The sequence below is a fragment of the Neobacillus canaveralius genome (assembly GCF_047237705.1).
Taxonomy (GTDB): domain Bacteria; phylum Bacillota; class Bacilli; order Bacillales; family Cytobacillaceae; genus Neobacillus; species Neobacillus niacini_K.
The window spans coordinates 1,449,590-1,469,779 of record NZ_JBDFLL010000001.1 but is presented as its reverse complement, the minus strand read 5'-3'; the positions used below and the strand labels follow the sequence as shown (position 1 = coordinate 1,469,779).

Annotated in this window: 18 protein-coding genes and 1 tRNA gene; 1 reads left to right on the top strand and 18 read right to left on the bottom strand. The window is 39.4% G+C overall.

The genetic code is table 11. From position 1 onward, the window contains the following. Positions 1-6: 6 nt before the first annotated feature. On the bottom strand, positions 7-1,347 hold the full coding sequence (gene hemA / locus ABC255_RS07185; RefSeq protein WP_412992365.1) for a glutamyl-tRNA reductase: 1,341 nt from the start codon (positions 1,345-1,347) through the stop codon (positions 7-9). Positions 1,348-1,644: 297 nt separating this feature from the next. Here hemA and ABC255_RS07180 point away from each other — a divergent pair, with 297 nt between their 5' ends. Beyond that, complete coding sequence (locus tag ABC255_RS07180; RefSeq protein ID WP_335536243.1) at positions 1,645-2,133, top strand: LiaI-LiaF-like domain-containing protein; 489 nt, start codon at positions 1,645-1,647, stop codon at positions 2,131-2,133. Positions 2,134-2,280: 147 nt separating this feature from the next. On the opposite strand, the gene yihA is transcribed toward ABC255_RS07180, so the two are convergent. The 17 genes from yihA to sdhA all read right to left on the bottom strand — a co-directional run bounded on the left by yihA (position 2,281) and on the right by sdhA (position 20,158). Then, positions 2,281-2,862, bottom strand: coding sequence for a ribosome biogenesis GTP-binding protein YihA/YsxC (yihA, locus tag ABC255_RS07175; protein ID WP_412992363.1), 582 nt, complete (start codon positions 2,860-2,862; stop codon positions 2,281-2,283). Continuing rightward, positions 2,862-5,186 (bottom strand): endopeptidase La, encoded by a 2,325-nt coding sequence (lon, locus tag ABC255_RS07170; RefSeq protein WP_412992362.1) that lies wholly within the window; start codon positions 5,184-5,186, stop codon positions 2,862-2,864. Before lon ends, yihA begins: the two co-directional genes overlap by 1 nt. Before the next feature lie 206 nt (positions 5,187-5,392). After that, entirely contained in the window at positions 5,393-7,060 is a 1,668-nt protein-coding gene (gene lonB / locus ABC255_RS07165; protein WP_412992360.1) for an ATP-dependent protease LonB, read from the bottom strand. 162 nt (positions 7,061-7,222) lie between these two features. After that, complete coding sequence (clpX, locus tag ABC255_RS07160) at positions 7,223-8,482, bottom strand: ATP-dependent protease ATP-binding subunit ClpX (protein ID WP_335529332.1); 1,260 nt, start codon at positions 8,480-8,482, stop codon at positions 7,223-7,225. Positions 8,483-8,874: 392 nt separating this feature from the next. Further along, positions 8,875-10,152, bottom strand: coding sequence for a trigger factor (gene tig, locus ABC255_RS07155; RefSeq protein ID WP_412992358.1), 1,278 nt, complete (start codon positions 10,150-10,152; stop codon positions 8,875-8,877). 149 nt (positions 10,153-10,301) lie between these two features. Next, positions 10,302-11,327 carry a tetratricopeptide repeat protein gene (locus tag ABC255_RS07150; RefSeq protein ID WP_412992356.1) on the bottom strand — a complete coding sequence of 342 codons (1,026 nt, stop codon included), beginning with the start codon at positions 11,325-11,327 and terminating at the stop codon, positions 10,302-10,304. 336 nt (positions 11,328-11,663) lie between these two features. After that, positions 11,664-11,740: transfer RNA gene (locus ABC255_RS07145), tRNA-Arg, on the bottom strand. Positions 11,741-11,852: 112 nt separating this feature from the next. Continuing rightward, complete coding sequence (locus ABC255_RS07140; protein WP_412992354.1) at positions 11,853-12,371, bottom strand: metallophosphoesterase family protein; 519 nt, start codon at positions 12,369-12,371, stop codon at positions 11,853-11,855. 2 nt (positions 12,372-12,373) lie between these two features. Beyond that, positions 12,374-12,982 (bottom strand): XTP/dITP diphosphatase, encoded by a 609-nt coding sequence (locus tag ABC255_RS07135; protein WP_412992352.1) that lies wholly within the window; start codon positions 12,980-12,982, stop codon positions 12,374-12,376. Positions 12,983-12,996: 14 nt separating this feature from the next. Further along, on the bottom strand, positions 12,997-13,749 hold the full coding sequence (gene rph, locus ABC255_RS07130) for a ribonuclease PH (protein ID WP_412992350.1): 753 nt from the start codon (positions 13,747-13,749) through the stop codon (positions 12,997-12,999). A 132-nt stretch (positions 13,750-13,881) separates the two neighbouring features. Further along, entirely contained in the window at positions 13,882-14,928 is a 1,047-nt protein-coding gene (locus tag ABC255_RS07125; protein ID WP_412992348.1) for a GerMN domain-containing protein, read from the bottom strand. Positions 14,929-15,062: 134 nt separating this feature from the next. Continuing rightward, positions 15,063-15,857, bottom strand: coding sequence for a glutamate racemase (gene racE / locus ABC255_RS07120; protein ID WP_412992346.1), 795 nt, complete (start codon positions 15,855-15,857; stop codon positions 15,063-15,065). 17 nt (positions 15,858-15,874) lie between these two features. Next, positions 15,875-16,324 (bottom strand): MarR family winged helix-turn-helix transcriptional regulator, encoded by a 450-nt coding sequence (locus ABC255_RS07115; protein ID WP_412992344.1) that lies wholly within the window; start codon positions 16,322-16,324, stop codon positions 15,875-15,877. A 195-nt stretch (positions 16,325-16,519) separates the two neighbouring features. After that, positions 16,520-16,744, bottom strand: coding sequence for a spore germination transcription factor GerE (gerE, locus tag ABC255_RS07110; protein ID WP_009796032.1), 225 nt, complete (start codon positions 16,742-16,744; stop codon positions 16,520-16,522). Positions 16,745-16,909: 165 nt separating this feature from the next. After that, positions 16,910-17,500: a class D sortase gene (locus ABC255_RS07105; protein WP_412992342.1), complete on the bottom strand. Its 591-nt coding sequence runs from the start codon at positions 17,498-17,500 to the stop codon at positions 16,910-16,912. A gap of 132 nt (positions 17,501-17,632) precedes the next feature. Then, positions 17,633-18,394, bottom strand: a complete 762-nt coding sequence (gene sdhB, locus ABC255_RS07100) for a succinate dehydrogenase iron-sulfur subunit (protein ID WP_335529309.1) — start codon at positions 18,392-18,394, stop codon at positions 17,633-17,635. 6 nt (positions 18,395-18,400) lie between these two features. Then, entirely contained in the window at positions 18,401-20,158 is a 1,758-nt protein-coding gene (gene sdhA, locus ABC255_RS07095) for a succinate dehydrogenase flavoprotein subunit (protein ID WP_412992339.1), read from the bottom strand. Positions 20,159-20,190 lie beyond the last annotated feature (32 nt).

Sequence of the window (20,190 nt, the reverse complement as noted above, 5' to 3'; positions counted from 1 at the left end):
TACCTCTTATGACTGAAAGGAAGCCTGCGGTACTTGAACCACTGCATTATTCATTTCGGCTGCTTTCGTTTGTTTTTCTACAAGCTCTTCAATGTTAAATATTTTCATAAATAAATCCAATGCCTCTTCAGCGTCTGGACGAGCAGCCAATTCTTTTGCTTGTAAGATAGGGTCTTTTAATAGCTGGTTGATAATGCTCTTTGTATGTTTATTTAAAACCTTTCTATCTCTGTCCGATAAATGCGGCAGCTTGCGCTCAATGCTGACCATCGTTTCTGCTTGAATGGCCACTGCCTTATCTCTAAGAGCCGAAATAACCGGAACTACTCCTAGCAATCCGAGCCATTGCTTGAAATCAACAATTTCCTTTTCAATCATCAACATGATAACTTGAGCTGCTTTCTTACGCTCCTGAAGGTTCGCCTCAACAATTCCTTCTAAATCATCAATATCATATAAAAATACACTTTCTAACTCTGCAATTCTTGGATCTAAGTCACGTGGAACAGCAATATCGACCATAAATAATGGTTTGCCTTTACGCTTTTTCTCAACTTTTACCATCATTGATTTTGTAATGACAAAATCCTTTGCTCCTGTTGAGCTAATCAGGATGTCTGCATCAATCAAAGAATTTTGGAGTTCATCAAGTGTTTTGGCCTCACCGGAGAAACGGTTAGCCAGATCTTTAGCCTTTTCAAACGTACGATTAATTACCGTAACTTTTCTAACTCCATTGCCATGCAGATTTTGCGCCGCAAGCTCACCCATTTTTCCAGCACCGAAAATCAGAACATGCTTATTCTCAAGTGAACCGAAAATTTTCTTCGCTAGTTCAACGGCAGCATAACTGACTGAGACGGCATTGGCACCAATATCTGTTTCAGCATGTCCGCGCTTAGCAAGTGTAATTGCCTGCTTAAATAGCTGGTTAAAGACGGTACCTGTCGTTCCAAGTTCTTGAGCTAACATAAAGCTTGTACGAACCTGCCCTAATATTTGTGTTTCCCCTAACACCATGGAATGAAGGCCGCAAGCCACCTTGAATAAATGCTCAATGGCCCCGTCTTCTTCATAAACAAATAGAAAAGGTGAAAACTCAGATTGTTCAATTCCGAACCATTCAGATAAAAATTCTTTAATATAATAGCGTCCAGTATGCAGCTGATCGACAACCGCATAGATTTCTGTACGATTACATGTAGATACAATGATATTTTCAAGGATGCTTTTTTTGGTATTTAATTTTTTTATCGCATCCCCAAGCTCGGCTTCATTAAATGTCAACCGCTCACGGATTTCCACAGGGGCAGTTTTATAGTTTAGACCGATCACTACAATATGCATTTTTTAGAACACCCCCAATAAGTAATACAAAAACTACTAGTACATTATTAACTAGTCTGATTATAACACGGGTTTTTTTAACTTTTACCCGTTAAATGTGAACAGAATACGAAAGAATATGGTAATATAAAAAGCGGAAATGCCTTGCTCAGGAGCTTATGACCCGAGCCCCTAGGCGTTGGAGCTGAATTAATAATTAGGAAAAAAAGTTAAGTAATTAATAAATATATCATCCTTATGTACAGTACCAAAAAAATAGACTAGATTCAAGTAAACCTTTCTGGAAGTGGTGTTAAAATGAAGAATCAGCGTGTTTTCCCTGGAATTATTCTCATAGGCTTTGGAGCCTTTCTATTCTTACAGCAATCTGGATTTACCGCTCTACAGACATTGTATTCGTGGCCGACACTTCTTATTATTATCGGTATCGCTTTTTTAGGACAGGGATACTCTGCAAAGGATCATGAAGCCATCTTACCAGGTGTCATCATTGCTGGTTTTGGCCTTCATTACCATATGGCCGGCAAAGTCTTAATATGGCCAAACAACACTATCGGCATGCTTGTATTGTTTATTTCCATCGGCTACTTTCTCCGTTTTCAAAAAACGAATAATGGATTGTTTCAAGCGTTTCTCTTTTTAGTATTGGCATTATTGCTATTATTTTACGATAAAGTTGCAGAATATTTTGGGTTACTTCAAAATGGTCTCAGTATTGTTTGGAAGTTTTGGCCTGCGATAATAATTCTTGTCGGAATCTACTTTCTTTTTAAAAGAAAAAAATAAACGTCAGGCGAAAGCGCCTGACGTTTTCTTTACATTAGACTGTTTTCCTAATGATAGGTGTTAAAATCCTAAAGCCGATTTTAACGCGGAAAAAACTATTTTGTGCTCGAAATTAAGTTTGCAGGCTCTTTTCTTAAGGAAAAGAGCTTACATATAACTTTTCAATATAGACCACGCTTTATCTTTTCCTTCACCTGTTTCGGATGAGAAAAGGACGATATGATCATTTTCATCTAAATCCAGTGTTTCCTTTGTTACTTTTAAATGTTTCTGCCATTTCCCTCTTGGAATTTTATCCGCCTTTGTCGCGATGATAACACAGGGAATTCCATAATGCTTTAAGAAATCATACATCATGACATCATCCTGTGTTGGCGGGTGTCGTAAGTCAACAATCAAAACTGCTGCTTTTAATTGTTCACGGGAGGTAAAATACGTTTCAATCATTCTTCCCCACGCAGCCCGCTCGGACTTCGAAACTTTCGCATATCCATAACCAGGAACATCGACAAAGTGAAGGATTTCATTGATCAGATAAAAGTTTAACGTTTGTGTTTTACCAGGCTTTGACGAAATTCTTGCAAGCCCTTTTCGGTTTAGCATCTTATTGATAAAAGATGACTTACCAACATTCGAGCGACCTGCTAATGCAAATTCAGGCAGATCTGTCTCGGGGTACTGCTCTGGCCTAACGGCACTGATGACGATATCGGAACTAACTACTTTCATTACAATCCACCCTCTACTAGTGCATGCCGAAGAACTTCATCGACATGTGAAACAAGCACAAACTCTATTTCATTTCTTACACTTTCTGGAATATCATCGATATCCATTTCATTATCCTTAGGGAGAATAACTTTGGTTAATCCTGCACGATGAGCACTAAGTGTTTTTTCCTTTAATCCGCCAATCGGAAGCACCCGCCCTCTTAACGTAATCTCACCTGTCATTCCTACTTCACGGCGAATGGCTCTACCCGTTAGCGCAGACACAAGTGCAGTCGCCATTGTAATTCCTGCAGATGGACCATCTTTTGGAACAGCACCTTCAGGAACATGAATGTGAACATCAAATTTTTCATGAAAATCTTCTTCAATTCCAAGCTCACCGGCTTTAGAACGAATATAGCTAAACGCCGCCTGTGCGGATTCTTTCATGACGTCTCCTAGTTTTCCTGTTAACACGAGTCTTCCTTTACCTGGCGATAGAGACACTTCGATTTGCAATGTATCTCCGCCAACAGTCGTGTAAGCTAGACCAGTCGCGACTCCGACTTGATCCTCTGTTTCGGCTTGACCATAACGGAATTTAGGCTTTCCAAGGAACTCCTCAACATTCTTTTCCGTTACAACGACACGTTTTTTCTCACCTGAAACAACGATTTTTGCGGTCTTGCGGCAGATGGTAGCCATTTGTCGTTCGAGGCTCCGCACTCCTGCTTCACGGGTATAATATCTAACTACCTTAAGAATCGCGTCATCACGCACTTGGAGAATACCTTTTGTAAGTCCATTTTCCTTAATCTGTTTTGGAAGCAGATGATCTCTTGTGATATGGACTTTTTCAATTTCTGTATAACCCGCAATCGTAATTATTTCCATTCTATCTAGAAGTGGACCTGGAATCGTTGACAAGTTATTGGCGGTCGCAATGAACATGACTTTTGAAAGGTCATAAGTTTCTTCGATATAATGATCGCTAAAATTATGGTTTTGTTCCGGATCCAGCACCTCAAGCATAGCAGATGAAGGATCTCCGCGGAAGTCACTAGACATTTTATCAATTTCATCTAATAAAAAGACTGGATTGATCGTACCTGCTTTTTTCATTCCCTGGATAATTCGGCCTGGCATTGCTCCAACATAGGTTCTTCGATGACCACGAATTTCAGATTCATCGCGAACACCACCGAGGGATACACGGACAAAGTTACGATTTAACGAATTTGCAATCGAGCGTGCTAAGCTTGTTTTTCCTACTCCTGGAGGCCCAGCAAGACATAAAATTGGCCCTTTTAAGGAATTGGTCAGTTTCTGAACAGATAAAAACTCCAACACACGTTCTTTTACTTTTTCAAGACCGAAATGATCCTGATTAAGGATTTTTTCAGCACGATGAATATCAATATCATCGTTGGTTTTCTTCGACCATGGAATCGTAATCAGCCATTCAATATAGTTTCGAATAACTGCACTTTCTGCTGAGCTTGAAGGCACTTTTTCATAGCGGTCAAGTTCTTTTAATGCAGTTTGCTGAACATTCTCAGGCATACCAGCGTTTTTAATTTTTTCAGTTAGTTCAGCGATTTCACCGGTTTTGCCTTCTTTATCGCCCAATTCCTTCTGAATCGCCTTCATTTGTTCTCGCAGGTAATATTCCTTTTGCGTTCTTTCCATGGAGCGCTTCACACGCTGCCCAATCTTCTTCTCAAGATTAAGCACTTCTTTTTCATTTTGAATGGTATCAATAACCATATTCATTCGTTGCTTTACATCAATCGTTTCAAGTATTTCTTGTTTTTCTTTCAGCTTGATTGGCAGATGAGAAGCAATAATATCTGCCATTCTTCCTGGTTCTTCGATATCTACCACAGAAGCATAGGTTTCTGCGGAGATTTTTTTCGATAACTTTATGTATTGCTCAAAATACTCAAGCATTGTTCTCATTAATGCCTGGTCTTCTACATCCTTTGTTGTGGATTCTTCATATGTCACAATGCTGACAGCATAATATTCGTCCTCATCATGAAATGATTGTATTTTTGCTCTGTTTAGTCCCTCAACCAATACTCTAATGGTCCCATTTGGAAGCTTAAGCATTTGTTTAACCTTCGTTAATGTACCAATTTCGTATAAATCCTCTTCTGAAGGATCGTCTATTGCAATATCCTTTTGTGTCGTTAAAAAAATTAAATGGTCATCTACCATCGCTTTTTCAAGGGCTTCAACCGATCTTTCACGTCCAACATCTAAATGAAGGACCATAGTCGGATATACAAGCAACCCTCGAAGCGGCAGGAGGGGGACGATCAATTCTCTCTCTTTCGCCATTAAATTGCACCTCCACATGCATCAATCAATATTTCTTGCTAATAAAAGCAGAAATCGTCTTTGTACAATTCTATCTCATTTGCAAATATGTGTCTAATAATACGAAAGGCTCAATATCTGCTTGTCAATATATATTTTAATTTCCCCAAACTAGCACCATTTCTTTCATAAAAAACACTTCGGTCAGACAACCGAAGTGAAGAAAGTTAAATGGATTCTTTTTTAGAAAGCTCGATAGAAGCCGGAATGGCTTGATTTTGGGCGAGCTTATTGACGAGTGCAACGTCAAAAACTTCACTCAAATGGGTAACCGGAACAATCCGGATTCCCTTGATTTCATTTAATATCGATTGCATATTTTCTTCAGGGATGATAACGGTTGTCGCACCCGCTTTTTGAGCTGCCTTTACCTTAGGGTATACGCCGCCGATTGGCTTCACGTTTCCATGAATGCTTATTTCTCCCGTCATCGCCACCTTGTTATCTATCGGAACCTTGTAAATGGCTGAATAAATACCTGTTGCCATTGCAATTCCTGCGGACGGACCATCAATCGGAACCCCGCCTGGGAAATTCACATGAATATCAAAATCACCAGCTGGAACACCCATTGACCGTAGAACGGTAATAACATTTTCTATCGAACCCCGCGCCATACTTTTTCTGCGGATGGATTTCCCTTGTCCGCCAATGCTTTCTTCATCAACAATCCCAGTAATGTTAATCGTTCCCTTATCTTTGGCAGGGATGACCGTTACTTCGATTTCTAGCAGGGCACCGGTATTTGGACCATAAACGGCTAGTCCATTTACAAGACCAACCCGGGAATCGTCATTAATCTTTCTTTCCATTCTTGGTGACAGTTGACTAGAATGAGCGACCCATTCTAAATCTTCGTCTTTAATATATTCGCGCTCATCGGTAATAGCCAGTCCTGCAGAAATTTGGATCATATTAACGGCTTCGCGCCCATTTCTCGCATATGTAGATAAAATATCCAATCCGGCTTCACTAATGTCTAGTTTTACCTTTTCAGCAGCTTTTTGCCCGACTTTAATAATTTCTTCTTGCGTTAAATCTCTGAAAAAAACTTCCATACAGCGTGACCGAATGGCAGGTGGTATTTCACTTGGCGTTCTTGTTGTTGCACCAATTAAGCGAAAATCTGCCGGCAGTCCATTCTTAAAAATATCATGGATATGTGTAGGAATCTGATTATTTTCTTCATGATAATAGGCACTTTCAAGAAATACTTTTCGGTCTTCGAGAACCTTTAAAAGCTTGTTCATTTGTATCGGATGCAGTTCGCCAATCTCATCAATAAATAGAACACCGCCGTGTGCATTGGTAACTGCACCTTGCTTCGGCTGGGGAATCCCCGCTTGTCCCATTGCTCCTGCACCTTGATAAATCGGATCGTGAACAGAACCAATTAGTGGATCAGCAATGCCTCTTTCATCAAACCGAGCAGTCGTTGCATCTAGTTCAATGAAGACAGAGTTTTGTTTAAATGGAGATTTTTGATTTTTTTTCGCTTCTTCTAAAACTAATCGGGCAGCAGCTGTTTTCCCTACCCCAGGCGGTCCATAAATAATGACATGCTGAGGATTTGGTCCGCATAGTGCTGCTTTTAATGACTTTATACCATCTTCTTGTCCAACAATATCTTGAAAGCTAGTCGGACGTACTTTTTCAGCTAATGGCTCTGTTAATGATATCGATCTCATCTTTCGAAGCTGTTCCATTTCCTTACGGGATTCCCGATCAATGGAAACCTTTTGTGTTCGTTGGTTTCTTAGCAAATTCCAAAAATACAGCCCAATGATAATTCCAAAAAACAGCTGTACAAATAAGGCAATCCCCGTCCAACTCATAATTTTCCCTCCTGCTACAGTAAACTTAAGTAGTTATTTATAAGTATTTCCTGCATAGAGAGGGAATAAACCACAAATTGTAAGAAACTCTTTTTGTTGGCATGCATAATCCGCAGAAAAAAGAACCCAGCAGTTCAACTGGGTCCCCTTAGTTTAATATGATTAAGCAGATTTTTCTTCTGCTACAACGGTTCCATCTTCTAAGACAAGCTTAGGAACACTATTCTCGATAACCGTTTCTTTCGTAATGATACACTTTTGAATATCATCACGAGAAGGAAGATCAAACATGACATCAAGCATGATTCCTTCAATAATAGAACGTAATCCACGTGCGCCTGTTTTTCGTTCAATCGCCTTTTTCGCGATTTCACTAAGTGCACCTTCTTCAAATTCCAATTCTACTTCATCGATTTCAAGCATTTTTTGATATTGCTTTACTAAGGCATTCTTTGGCTTCGTAAGAATTTCAATCAATGCTGCCTCATCCAACTGCTCAAGACTTGCAATAACAGGAAGACGACCGATAAATTCAGGAATTAAACCGAAGCGGAGTAAGTCCTCAGGTAATACTTTAGAAAGAAGCTCTTTCTGCGTAATTTCCTGCTGCTTAACATCGGAACCGAATCCAATAACTTTTTGACCTAAGCGGCGCTTAATGATTGGTTCGATACCATCAAACGCACCACCGCAAATAAATAAAATATTTGTAGTATCGATTTGAATGAATTCTTGGTGTGGATGTTTACGTCCGCCTTGAGGTGGAACGCTCGCAACCGTACCTTCTAGAATTTTTAATAATGCTTGCTGTACGCCTTCACCAGATACATCTCTTGTAATTGAAGGATTTTCTGATTTACGGGCAATCTTATCGATCTCATCAATATAAATAATACCCTTTTCAGCTTTTTCTACGTCATAATCTGCAGCTTGGATTAATTTTAGAAGAATATTTTCTACGTCTTCCCCAACATAACCAGCTTCAGTAAGCGATGTTGCATCAGCGATTGCAAACGGAACATTTAATATGCGTGCTAATGTTTGCGCTAATAAAGTTTTACCGCTTCCTGTTGGTCCAATCATAGCAATATTACTTTTTGATAACTCAACGTCATCAATCTTACTGTTAGAATTGATACGCTTGTAATGATTGTACACTGCAACCGACAGCGATTTTTTAGCTTGGTCCTGACCAATAACGTACTCATCAAGAATCTCACAAATCTCTTTTGGTTTAGGAACGTCTTTAAATTCTACTTCCTCTTCTGTTCCAAGCTCTTCTTCAACGATTTCTGTGCAAAGCTCGATACACTCGTCACATATATATACACCTGGTCCGGCAACCAATTTACGTACTTGGTCTTGTGTCTTTCCACAGAAGGAACACTTTAGTTGGCCTTTTTCATCATTAAATTTAAACAATTCTTTCACCCCTTGAAAACGTGTTATAACACTATTTAAAGTTGCGTAACACAAACAAAAATCCGTTTCTTTTTCGATACGATTCAGTGGTATGTATTGCATTGTAACACATGGACCCAGCGGACTGGTAATAAAAAGCCTTCTTCAACTATGTTTTTTGCGCATCGGATTTTTGCTTGGAGCACCCTTAAATGATTCCTATGTACCCATTAAGCATAACCACTTTTCATCAAATTAAATCTTCGATAAAGCGTGTTTTACTTAATTCGCTATGTAATTCTGTTTTTCCTGCTGCTTGTTAAAAAGGTTTCCCTGTACTTATTATAATATGTAATTGAAAAAATGTATAAAAACAGGCACGATAAAATCGTGCCATGTTTTAACAATAATTATTATTTTTTATTTTCGATTAAGAATTCAACCGCTTTTTGCTTTTGAAGATCGCCTTTGATACCTTCAAGACCACCAAGTGCCGCCTTAATGTTATCAACAGTCATGTTGTACATGCCAGCCATTTTTTCAAGCTCAGCATTAACATCTTCGTCAGTTGCTTCAATGTTTTCAGCTTTTGCAATTGCTTCAAGTGTTAAAGCAACGCGAACGCGGTTTACAGCTTCTTCTTTCATTTGCTCACGTAGAGCATTCTCATCTTGACCTGAGAATTGGAAGTAAAGCTCAAGGTTCATTCCTTGCATTTGTAAACGTTGTTCGAATTCTTGAAGCATACGGTTCACTTCGCTTGTAACCATAACTTCTGGAATTTCAACTTGTGCATTTTCAGCAGCTTTTTCAACTAAAGAATCACGTAAGTGGTGCTCAGCTTCGTGCTTCTTGCTATCTTCTAAACGAGTTCTAATTTTCTCTTTTAATGCGTCTAATGTTTCAACTTCATCATCCACATCTTTCGCAAACTCATCATCTAATGCAGGAAGTTCTTTTCCTTTGATTTCATGAAGAGTTACTTTAAATACTGCTGGCTTACCTGCAAGTTCAGCTGCATGGTACTCTTCAGGGAAAGATACTTCTACGTCTTTAGATTCGCCAGTAGCTAATCCTACTAATTGCTCTTCAAATCCTGGAATGAATGAGCCAGAACCTAATTCAAGTGAATGATTTTCGGCTTTTCCGCCTTCGAACGCTTCACCATCTACGAATCCTTCAAAGTCAAGAACAACAGTATCGCCAAGTTCAGCAGTACCTTCTTCTTTTACTACAAGCTCAGCTTGACGGTTTTGAAGAGTTTCTAATTCTTTTGCTACATCTTCATCAGTTACAGTTGTTTCGAACTCTTCTACTTCTAAACCTTTGTACTCGCCTAATGTTACTTCAGGCTTCACTTGTACAGTTGCTTTGAAGATAAGTTCTTTACCTTTTTCCATTTGCTCGATATCGATATCAGGGCGATCGATTGGATCGATTCCTGCTTCGTCAATCGCATTTCCGTATGCTTCTGGAAGAAGAATATCTAATGCATCTTGATAAAGAGATTCTACACCAAAACGCTTTTCGAACATTGGACGTGGCATTTTCCCTTTACGGAAGCCAGGTACATTTACTGTCTTAACAACTTTATTAAAAGCTGCAGTTAAGCCTTCATTTACTTTTTCTGCACTTACTTCAACAGTAAGGACACCGGTGTTTCCTTCTAGCTTTTCCCATTTTACTGACATACTATTTCCCTCCAACAATCTATTATCATTTCATTCGTAACGAATTTGTCAGGATAATGAATTACCCTCTTTTTTTATGTAAAAGATAGTTTTTACACAATGCAACCCTTACATTATAACACAGGATTTTTTTCTTTCAACAGAGTTACCTATATATTGGGATAAGAAATTTCTTCTAATTCTCTAATTTTTGCTAGTGCCTGCTCTATCTTTTCAGTAGAAATCTCGTATTCATCTGAAATATCATCGACATCCGGTTCTCCGCCTAGATAATCAAGAACTAATAAGTGAAAAGCCGCAGCCCAGGCTGAAACAGCTTCAGGCTTGAGCTCAAAAGGATAACTTATAAAGAAAATCCTTTCTACCATCCCTTTCATATTTTCAAATAAAACAGGGTCACTATTTTCTAATTTTGCTTCTAGTATATTTTCTATTACCTTCATTCTTGGCTGTGTTTGAATGTCTGGAAGTTCTGTGGGGACAACGCTTAAGTCTTCACTAAACTTTTTCACCACTATTTTCTTATCATATTCCTGCTCTTTTAATAGGGTCAGGAGCATAGTTTTTAAGAAAGGGTGGCCAGGATCTGAATTGAGATATTCTTTTATTTCATCCATATAAGGACGAATATTTTTCTCCGCCAAACTAGAAATCGCAAGCATTTGCTCATTTAAATTTTTTAGTGAAGATAGTTTAAGCTCTTTCAGATGGGTCTCTTCTTTTACTTCTTCCATCGGTTCCTGCTGACTATTGTCAGCCATCCGTTTACTAAATTGCAGGATCGTGAGGAAGTGATCATGCCTGTCCGGCGGGATCTCTTTTTCGTCAAACAGTGCTTCAATCGTTGAAACGATTTCCTGATATTCATGCAGCTGTATTAAGATGGTCAGATACAGGTCGACCATATGAAAATACTCACCGATGCCCTTTAATAGCATTTCATTCGCTAAGTCTTTCGCTTTTATATAGGCTCCTGCTTCAAAGTAAGCGAGCACGAGTCCTATTAATATGTCACTATTTTCCGGGTCATGAACCATTGCTTCTTCAAGCAGGGTTATGGCTTCTTTGTATCTCTTGTTTTGAAGGCTCTCTAGGCCCTTATCCGTCAATCTCTTTTCGAGTCCGGGAAGGAATATTATATTATCTTTCCGTTTCGCACGCTCCCGTTTTTTCATACTTTGTACCGTCCTCTGCATCTATATGGAAAATAGTGTAGCATGAAATGTGTGAAAAACAAAAAAACTCACCTTCTAAATGGCGATATACCTTGGTATTGTTACCGTAATTTTGCCGTTTCCAATTTATCGGCTCAATCCACACCGGATTGTTACCGTAATTTTGCCGTTTCCAATTTATCGGCTCAATCCACACCGGATTGTTACCGTAATTTTGCCGTTTCCGATTTATCGGCACAATCCACTCTGAGACGTCAAAAAAATCCTTTCTAATTAGAAAAAACAAAAAAACTCACCTTCTAGAAGGTGAGTAATATTTATTGGTATGTAGTTAAATGGCGTCCCAGGAGAGATTCGAACTCCCGACCGTACGCTTAGAAGGCGTATGCTCTATCCGGCTGAGCTACTGGGACGTAATAAGTTTTTCAAAGACAAGATTTATTATATATTGCATATATGTTAAAGTCAACACTATTTCAAAAATTTTTTCAAAAAATAAAAATGGGGGGAAGAAGTACTCTTCCCTCATTTTTTCGGCAAGGCAAATTCAAAGGTTAAATCCTTTAGTTCCCGTCCACTAATGTCATAAACAGACACTTTAATTGTTTCATCAAATAAATCTAGAATCACATAGGTTTTTTCGGAGCGTTCCCTTGGCATACGTATGCTGCCAGGGTTCAAGAACAACGTATCCCCAATCACTTCTGCTCCCAATACATGGGAATGTCCGAAACAGACAATATCTGCCCCAACCTCTGCTGCCTTGTATTTTAATTTCATTAATGACGACTTCACTGAATACCTGTGACCATGAGTTACAAAAAACTTACGTCCAGCAATCTCGGTTATAGTTTCTAATGGATAGCTGCCGAAATCGCAATTTCCCTTCACAGTCAAATAACCATTCATCACTTTATCGTCGAGGCTAATTTCAGAATCACCACAATGAATCATTAACTCTACATCGTTCAAATGCCGTGCTCTTAATACCTCAAGCTCGTTCGTTAAACCATGGCTATCACTAACAACAAGAACTTTGCACATGATTATTCCGCTCTTTCCACAATAGAATCTAACATACTTTCAAGCTTTTTCAAAGCATTCGCTCGATGACTTATTTTATTCTTTTCATCAGAAGATAGTTCTGCCATCGTGCGGTCTTTTTCCGGCACATAAAACACAGGGTCATAACCAAAACCATTTGTTCCCCTTTGCTCCTCGAGAATTCGACCTTCACATGTTCCAGCTACGGTGATGGTTTCTTTTCCTGGCACAGATACAGCCAGTGCACAATAAAACCGAGCGGTACGATCTTCTTCAGGAACGCCTTTCAATTCAAGCAATACTTTTTCAAGATTTTTCTGATCGTCTTTAGGCTCCTCACCAGCATAACGTGCTGAATAAATACCTGGTCTGCCTTCTAAAGCGTCAACTATTAAACCCGAATCATCGCCAATCACCATTTTATTTAATTGCTGTGAAACAGCTTCTGCTTTTAACGTGGCGTTTTCTTCAAAAGATGTCCCGGTCTCTTCTACATCCTCGATTTCAGGATAATCCAGCAGTGTCCTGACTGCTATCCCTCTCGGTGCAAAAATATGTTCAAATTCTCTTGCCTTACCTGGATTTTTGGTTGCAATTATAACTTCCTTCATAACTCCATATCCCCTTATTTCTTTCGTCTTGCTTCAATTTTCGAGGTGATCTCTTCCCCTAACGCAGATTTTTGATGTTCAAATAGCTCCATCAGCCCTTCCTGAGCTGCACCTAAAAGGTCCTGAAGCTGTTGGTAAGAGAAAGTAGATTCTTCGCCCGTTCCTTGTAATTCTACAAACTCACCATTTCCCGTCATTACGATATTCATATCGACTAGTGCTTTAGAATCTTCAGCGTAATTTAAATCTAGCACCGTTTCGTTATTTTTTAAAATTCCAACACTGGTTGCCGCTAAGTAATCAGTAATCGGGAACTTAAAACCCTTTTTTTCACCAAGTCGATTTAGGGCAATCGCCATTGCAGCAAATGCTCCAGTAATCGAAGCAGTCCTTGTTCCGCCATCAGCTTGAATAACATCACAATCAATCCATACTGTTCTTTCTCCTAGTGAAGATAAGTCAACAACGGCTCTTAATGCTCGTCCAATTAAACGCTGGATTTCCATCGTTCTTCCGGTGACCTTCCCTTTTGAAGATTCACGAATGTTTCTTGTTTCCGTTGCACGAGGCAGCATGGAATATTCGGCGGTAATCCAGCCTTTTCCTTCTCCACGCATAAAATGCGGGACTCTTTCCTCAATACTTGCGGTACAAATTACCTTTGTATTCCCTACGGAAATAAGGACTGATCCTTCCGGGTGCATTAAATAACCTGTTTCAATATGTATGGGCCTTAATTGCAGTCGTTCTCTTCCATCAACACGCAAAAATGTTTCCTCCTTGTGGCTGGGATTACCTCTCCCACCGTTTTTGATGCCATTTCTAAAATCAAATAAAGAAGAGGAAGCCAAAAGGCAACCTCCCTGATTGTCACTATATAGTATATCAAAAATATATTTTTAGAAACTACCTGTGTTGACTTTTTCTGGACGAGTGACTGGTTCCGATAATTTTTTCCCCTCATCGGTCTCTAACTCTGCCTTGCCATCTACCGTAACCGCAACACTTTCAATTCCCTTTTGTTCAGTCAAAGAAAGTACCAGTGCGTTTAATAAATGTTCAGAAACAATTTTTTCTTCAAAGCTACCATAGATGGATTTATTAAAGTTTAACGTAACCTTTCCATCTTCGATTTTCGGAGCTTCTAGAAGTTCTACGTCAGGCATAAACTCTGAAACCAAATTAGATTTTACATTTGGTCCTTTTACCAGCTCATTGACAACTGCGACGACATTATTCTTTTCGCTCGTGCTAACCCGTTTTGTAACAGGTACATAATAATAAGATCCTTCTTCACCGCCGATGTAATATACGGTCACTGGCTTTGTGTTTGTAATATCTGTAACTCCGGCAGTATCATGATTGATACCTGTAGCTCTGGATAGATTTTCACTGATCGGTGTTCCATTTACAGGCATTTCTGTTAAATCATGACCGTTCATCTGTAGTTTTACCTTTTTCACAGAATCAAATTGTGTGAGTGTCCAGGTTACCGCCTCAAGGATCTTTCTTTCATCTTCAGGCTGATAGTTCTTAAACTCTTTCGAGAAGTCAACCACTGCTAAGCCATCTTTAATGTTAACAGAAACTTGAGTTTCTTCTGGCAGCACAGCCCGGAAATCATTTGGCAGCATATCGGTAACTGGTCCGTTTGCAACTAAGTATTCTAAGGCTTGCTTCGCTACAGAAGTTGTTTTTGGCAGTGTTAGTGTTTGTGGCACCACTAATCCATCTTTGTTAATCAAGTATAACTCTGTTTGTACTGTTCCTTCGACCTCTTCACTCTTACCGGTGGTTTCCTTAGTCGGGTTTGTATCGGTTACTGTAACCTGCTTTGGTGGATCCACCTTTTTCTGCTCTTCACTACCGAACAAACCACACCCCGATAATAGAAGTGTTGAAGCAAAAACGGCTGTAACAAGGGGTTTTACTTTATTTTTAGACATGTTTTTTCCCTCCTAAGACAGTTTGTACTACTATGTATACGAGCCTTTGAAACTAATTAGACCGCCTTTAGAAAGAAAAATAGGACATTCTTTCATTTTAAAAAAAAAAATAAGCTCCCTTAATAGGAACTTAATTATAATTTAATCTTTTTAACATTATTGATGGGTACTCCGAGCCACTGAGAAGCAATTTTTGAAAAAATATACCTAGACCCCGTCGTATAAAAGTCATGCTCTGGTTCATTTTCATCAGCTTCGAGTATATTGTTATACTGAAGAATCGCACTAATTTCCCTTGCTGTTTCATCACCTGAGGAGATAACATTCACAGTTTCACCCATGACTTTTTGAATGAGTGGTTCAAGCAAAGGGTAATGCGTGCAGCCAAGGATTAGTGTATCTAAATTTTGATTTTGCAAGGGTTTTAATGCTTCGATAACAATTCTTTCTGCAATCTCCCCATTATACTCACCACTCTCAACGAGAGGTACGAATTTTGGACATGCTTGTCCAGTAACAAATAACCGGCTGTTTAGTGCTTTTAACGCTTTTTCATAGGCCCCGCTTTTAATTGTACCTTCTGTCCCAATAATCCCTACCCGGTAGTTCTTTGTCCGCTTGATAGCAGTTCGTGCTCCAGGGTAGATAACCCCAATCACAGGGATGCTTAGCTCATTTCTGATTTCGTCCAAGACAGCTGCCGTTGCTGTATTACAGGCAATGACAAGCATCTTTATATTTTTTTCTAATAAAAATCTAGTTAGTTCCCAGGTGAATTTTTTTACTTCCTTTAGAGGTCTAGGTCCGTATGGGCACCTGGCCGTATCCCCTACGTAAATGATTTTTTCATTTGGAAGCTGCCTCATAATCTCTTTTGCAACCGTTAATCCACCAACTCCGGAATCTATAACACCAATTGGTTGTTTCAAAATTTTCGCCTCATTCATTAACGCATATCTTGATGCAGTTTCATCAAATTGGTTTGAAGTTGTTGAATTTCTTCTACTGAGAAATTGGTTAAAACTTCCTCTAAGTACACTTGACGTTTCTTTATTACTTCATCTATGATTCTTTCGCCTTCTTCAAGTAAGTGAATTCTGACAACACGGCGGTCCTTAGGATCCTTCACCCTTACAACCAGTTGGTTTTTTTCCATCCGGTCTACAAGGTCGGTTGTTGTACTAAAGGCTAAATACATTTTAGTAGACAGCTCTCCAATGGTCATATCCCCATCTTCAAAAAGCCACTGCAGTGCCACAAACTGTGGCGGGGTAATTTTGTAATTACTGAGCATTTCTCTGCCTTTTTGCTTAATAATCCCTGAAATATAACGCATATCTTTTTCTATCCTTGCGACAATATCAGAGCTAACCTTTTGTGAGTTTTCGACAGTCATTTCTATAACACTCCTATATAAGGCTCCCTTTGCCTTGTTTTCGTAGACCTTAGCCGTTCTTTCATCTTGCTCTATTTTCTACTTTTTTCGATAAAATTTCAAGTTGAAACATATCCCACTGCAAATTCATATGTATATATCTATATTTTCCCGTATAAAAACATGAACCGGCCTCCCGTAGGATGCCGGTCATGATTAAAGTTCTAGCTCTCCCATACGAAGGAGCTCTACAACTGCTTGTGAACGCCCCTTAACACCAAGCTTTTGCATAGCATTGGAAATATGATTTCGAACCGTCTTCTCGCTTATAAATAATTCACCAGCGATTTCCTTAGTAGTTTTATCCTGTACTAAGAGTTCGAATACTTCTCTTTCACGTTTGGTGAGTAACGGCTTGTGAGTATATTCATTCTCCTTCAAGTATTGTGACCCTCCTTGCCTTCGCCAGTTATGAACCGTGGGGTGGGTATATATTTAGTCACGATATCTTATGTAACTGACACATCTGGAGTGACTAGAAATACTTTAAGGAGAATAATTTTTGAAAAAAAATCAATAAAAAAAAGTCCTTCTGTTAAAAGGACTTTAAATTGGCTTCGCATAGATGATATAGCGTTGAGGTGCGTTACCTACATAACGGAACGGATAACACGTAATCACAATCAATTCTTCCTGTGAATTTTGCAGGGTTATTATCGTTCTATCCTCCGCGTCAACTATTTTTGTATGGGTTAATTCGTACTTAAACTTCCCATTTGCCAATTCCACCTCAAAGATGTCACCAGGCTTTAACTCCCCTAGGCGTCTGAAAACCGTATCACGATGTCCTGATAACACAATCTGACCATTCTCCCCTGGAAAATAAGAACCTTTGTAATGCCCTACTCCTTTTTTCAAGTCATTTGGGTCAGTACCTTCTACAATTGCCAGCTCTGATTTAATTTTTGGTATCGTCAATAATCCAATTGTGTCACCAAATTTTGGAGGGTCGATTTTTTTAAGGTTTTTAATCGGTTCTTCTTGTTCATATTTAGACTCAGCCTGTGCGACTATTCTTTTAGCTTCTTTAAGGGATGCATCAGTCATAAAATTCGTCTCAACAATTTGCCAAACACCGATTCCAATTACAACTAATCCTGCCAAAATGATAAATAACGGAAGCTTTTTCACCCTCATGTACCATCCTTTTTCTAACTTCAAGAAAATTGTTACTACTAGTATACCAAAAGGTGACCAAAAGTCCTATATTCTAAGATAGAAAAACCTTCTTTTCCTAATAGAAAAGAAGGTTTTAAGTATTACTACATATTATGCCTGATCGCTTCCGAAGAAGTTTCTAAACGCTTGGAATGTTGTATCACGGTTTAATGCTGCAATTGAAGTCGTTAATGGGATTCCTTTAGGACATGATTGGACACAGTTCTGTGAGTTACCACAGTTAGCTAGTCCACCATCACCCATGATTGCCTCTAAGCGCTCTGCGCGATTCATTTCACCAGTAGGATGTGCATTGAACAAACGTACCTGTGAAAGTGGCTGAGGACCAATAAAGCTTGAATTGCTGTTTACATTTGGACAAGCCTCAAGGCAGACACCACATGTCATACATTTTGAAAGTTCGTAAGCCCATTGACGCTTTTTCTCTGGCATACGTGGACCAGGTCCTAAATCGTACGTTCCATCGATTGGAATCCAAGCTTTTACTTTCTTTAACGCATCAAACATTCTGCTGCGGTCTACCTGAAGGTCACGTACAACAGGGAATGTTCTCATTGGTTCTAAACGGATTGGCTGCTCAAGCTGATCAACTAATGCAGAACAAGACTGGCGCGGTTTACCGTTAATCACCATTGAACATGCTCCACAAACCTCTTCAAGACAGTTACTATCCCAAGTAATCGGTGTAGTAGCTTGTCCTTTTGTATTGACCGGGTTTCTACGAATTTCCATTAAAGCAGAAATAACGTTCATATTCGGACGATAGGCTAGTTCAAACTCCTCTTCATAAGGAGCAGAATCAGGGCTATCTTGACGGGTAACAATAAATTTTACTGTTTTATTTTCAGACATGTGTTCCTACTCCCCTTTCTTTTTTGCATAGTTGCGTTCACGAGGCTTGATTAAGGAAACGTCAATCTCCTCGTAATGGAAAGCTGGTGCAGATGAGCCATCAACAAATTTTGCCATTGTTGTTTTTAAGAAGTTTTCATCATCACGGTTCGGGAATTCAGGCTTATAATGCGCGCCGCGGCTTTCATTACGATTGTAAGCACCGATTGTGATTACGCGTGCCAATTGAAGCATGTTTTGTAATTGACGCGTAAAGGTTGCTCCTTGATTGCTCCATTTACTTGTATCTTGAATGTTAATATTTTTATAACGTTCTAATAACTCTTGAATCTTATCATCTGTCTTTAATAGTCTGTCGTTGTGGCGAACAACTGTCACATTATCAGTCATCCATTCGCCAAGCTCTTTATGAAGAACGTAAGCATTTTCAGTACCATTTAATGACATGATAGAAGCCCACTTATCCTCTTGTTCCTTTACATGACGATCAAATACAGTTGATGATACAGCGTCTGAGCTCTTCTCTAGACCATTAATGTATCTAACCGCATTTGGTCCAACGACCATACCGCCATAAATAGCAGAAAGTAATGAATTCGCACCTAAACGATTCGCACCGTGCTGTGAATAATCACATTCACCGGCAGCAAACAGTCCAGGAATATTTGTCATTTGGTCATAATCAACCCATAGTCCACCCATTGAATAGTGCACGGCAGGGAAAATTTTCATTGGAACTTTACGTGGATCATCACCCATGAATTTTTCATAGATTTCAATGATTCCACCAAGTTTAATGTCTAATTCTTTAGGATCCTTATGTGAAAGATCTAGGTATACCATGTTTTCGCCGTTAATACCCAACTTCTGATCCACACAGACAGAGAAAATTTCACGTGTTGCAATATCACGTGGTACCAGGTTTCCGTAAGCAGGATATTTTTCCTCTAGGAAGTACCATGGTTTTCCGTCTTTATATGTCCAAACACGTCCGCCTTCACCACGTGCAGATTCACTCATTAAGCGAAGTTTATCATCACCAGGAATAGCAGTTGGATGAATCTGAATCATCTCACCATTTGCATAATATGCACCTTGTTGATATACGATAGATGCAGCGGAACCTGTATTAATAACAGAGTTAGTTGTTTTTCCGAAGATGATTCCAGGGCCGCCGGTTGCCATAATAACAGCATCGCCAGCAAAGGATTTAATCTCCATTGTTGTAAGGTTCTGAGCAACAATCCCACGGCAAACTCCATCGTCATCGACTACTGCGCCTAAGAATTCCCAGCCTTCGTACTTTGTTACTAATCCTGCAACTTCATGACGACGTACCTGCTCGTCCAATGCGTAAAGCAGCTGCTGACCTGTGGTTGCACCAGCAAATGCTGTTCGTGAATGCTGTGTACCTCCGAAACGGCGGAAGTCCAAAAGTCCTTCAGGAGTTCTGTTGAACATAACACCCATCCGGTCCATTAAGTGAATAATTCCAGGTGCCGCCTCACACATCGCCTTAACTGGCGGCTGGTTAGCCAAGAAGTCTCCACCATAGACAGTGTCATCAAAGTGAATCCATGGAGAATCGCCTTCTCCTTTTGTATTTACTGCTCCATTCATACCGCCTTGGGCACAAACAGAGTGGGAACGTTTAACTGGAACAAGTGAAAATAATTCTACTGGTGTTCCTTGTTCTGCAACTTTGATGGTTGCCATTAAGCCAGCTAAGCCGCCGCCAACTATGATCACCTTACCCTTACTCATTATGACTCACTCCCTTAATCCAAAAATCCGAT

What these genes read in the sequence shown, in the direction of transcription:
- hemA (WP_412992365.1), bottom strand. Translation starts at nt 1,347, where the DNA reads ATGCATATTGTAGTGATCGGTCTAAACTATAAAACTGCCCCTGTGGAA.
- ABC255_RS07180 (WP_335536243.1), top strand. Translation starts at nt 1,645, where the DNA reads ATGAAGAATCAGCGTGTTTTCCCTGGAATTATTCTCATAGGCTTTGGA.
- yihA (WP_412992363.1), bottom strand. Translation starts at nt 2,862, where the DNA reads ATGAAAGTAGTTAGTTCCGATATCGTCATCAGTGCCGTTAGGCCAGAG.
- lon (WP_412992362.1), bottom strand. Translation starts at nt 5,186, where the DNA reads ATGGCGAAAGAGAGAGAATTGATCGTCCCCCTCCTGCCGCTTCGAGGG.
- lonB (WP_412992360.1), bottom strand. Translation starts at nt 7,060, where the DNA reads ATGAGTTGGACGGGGATTGCCTTATTTGTACAGCTGTTTTTTGGAATT.
- tig (WP_412992358.1), bottom strand. Translation starts at nt 10,152, where the DNA reads ATGTCAGTAAAATGGGAAAAGCTAGAAGGAAACACCGGTGTCCTTACT.
- ABC255_RS07150 (WP_412992356.1), bottom strand. Translation starts at nt 11,327, where the DNA reads ATGAAAAAACGGGAGCGTGCGAAACGGAAAGATAATATAATATTCCTT.
- ABC255_RS07140 (WP_412992354.1), bottom strand. Translation starts at nt 12,371, where the DNA reads ATGTGCAAAGTTCTTGTTGTTAGTGATAGCCATGGTTTAACGAACGAG.
- ABC255_RS07135 (WP_412992352.1), bottom strand. Translation starts at nt 12,982, where the DNA reads ATGAAGGAAGTTATAATTGCAACCAAAAATCCAGGTAAGGCAAGAGAA.
- ABC255_RS07125 (WP_412992348.1), bottom strand. Translation starts at nt 14,928, where the DNA reads ATGTCTAAAAATAAAGTAAAACCCCTTGTTACAGCCGTTTTTGCTTCA.
- ABC255_RS07115 (WP_412992344.1), bottom strand. Translation starts at nt 16,324, where the DNA reads ATGACTGTCGAAAACTCACAAAAGGTTAGCTCTGATATTGTCGCAAGG.
- ABC255_RS07105 (WP_412992342.1), bottom strand. Translation starts at nt 17,500, where the DNA reads ATGAGGGTGAAAAAGCTTCCGTTATTTATCATTTTGGCAGGATTAGTT.
- sdhB (WP_335529309.1), bottom strand. Translation starts at nt 18,394, where the DNA reads ATGTCTGAAAATAAAACAGTAAAATTTATTGTTACCCGTCAAGATAGC.
- sdhA (WP_412992339.1), bottom strand. Translation starts at nt 20,158, where the DNA reads ATGAGTAAGGGTAAGGTGATCATAGTTGGCGGCGGCTTAGCTGGCTTA.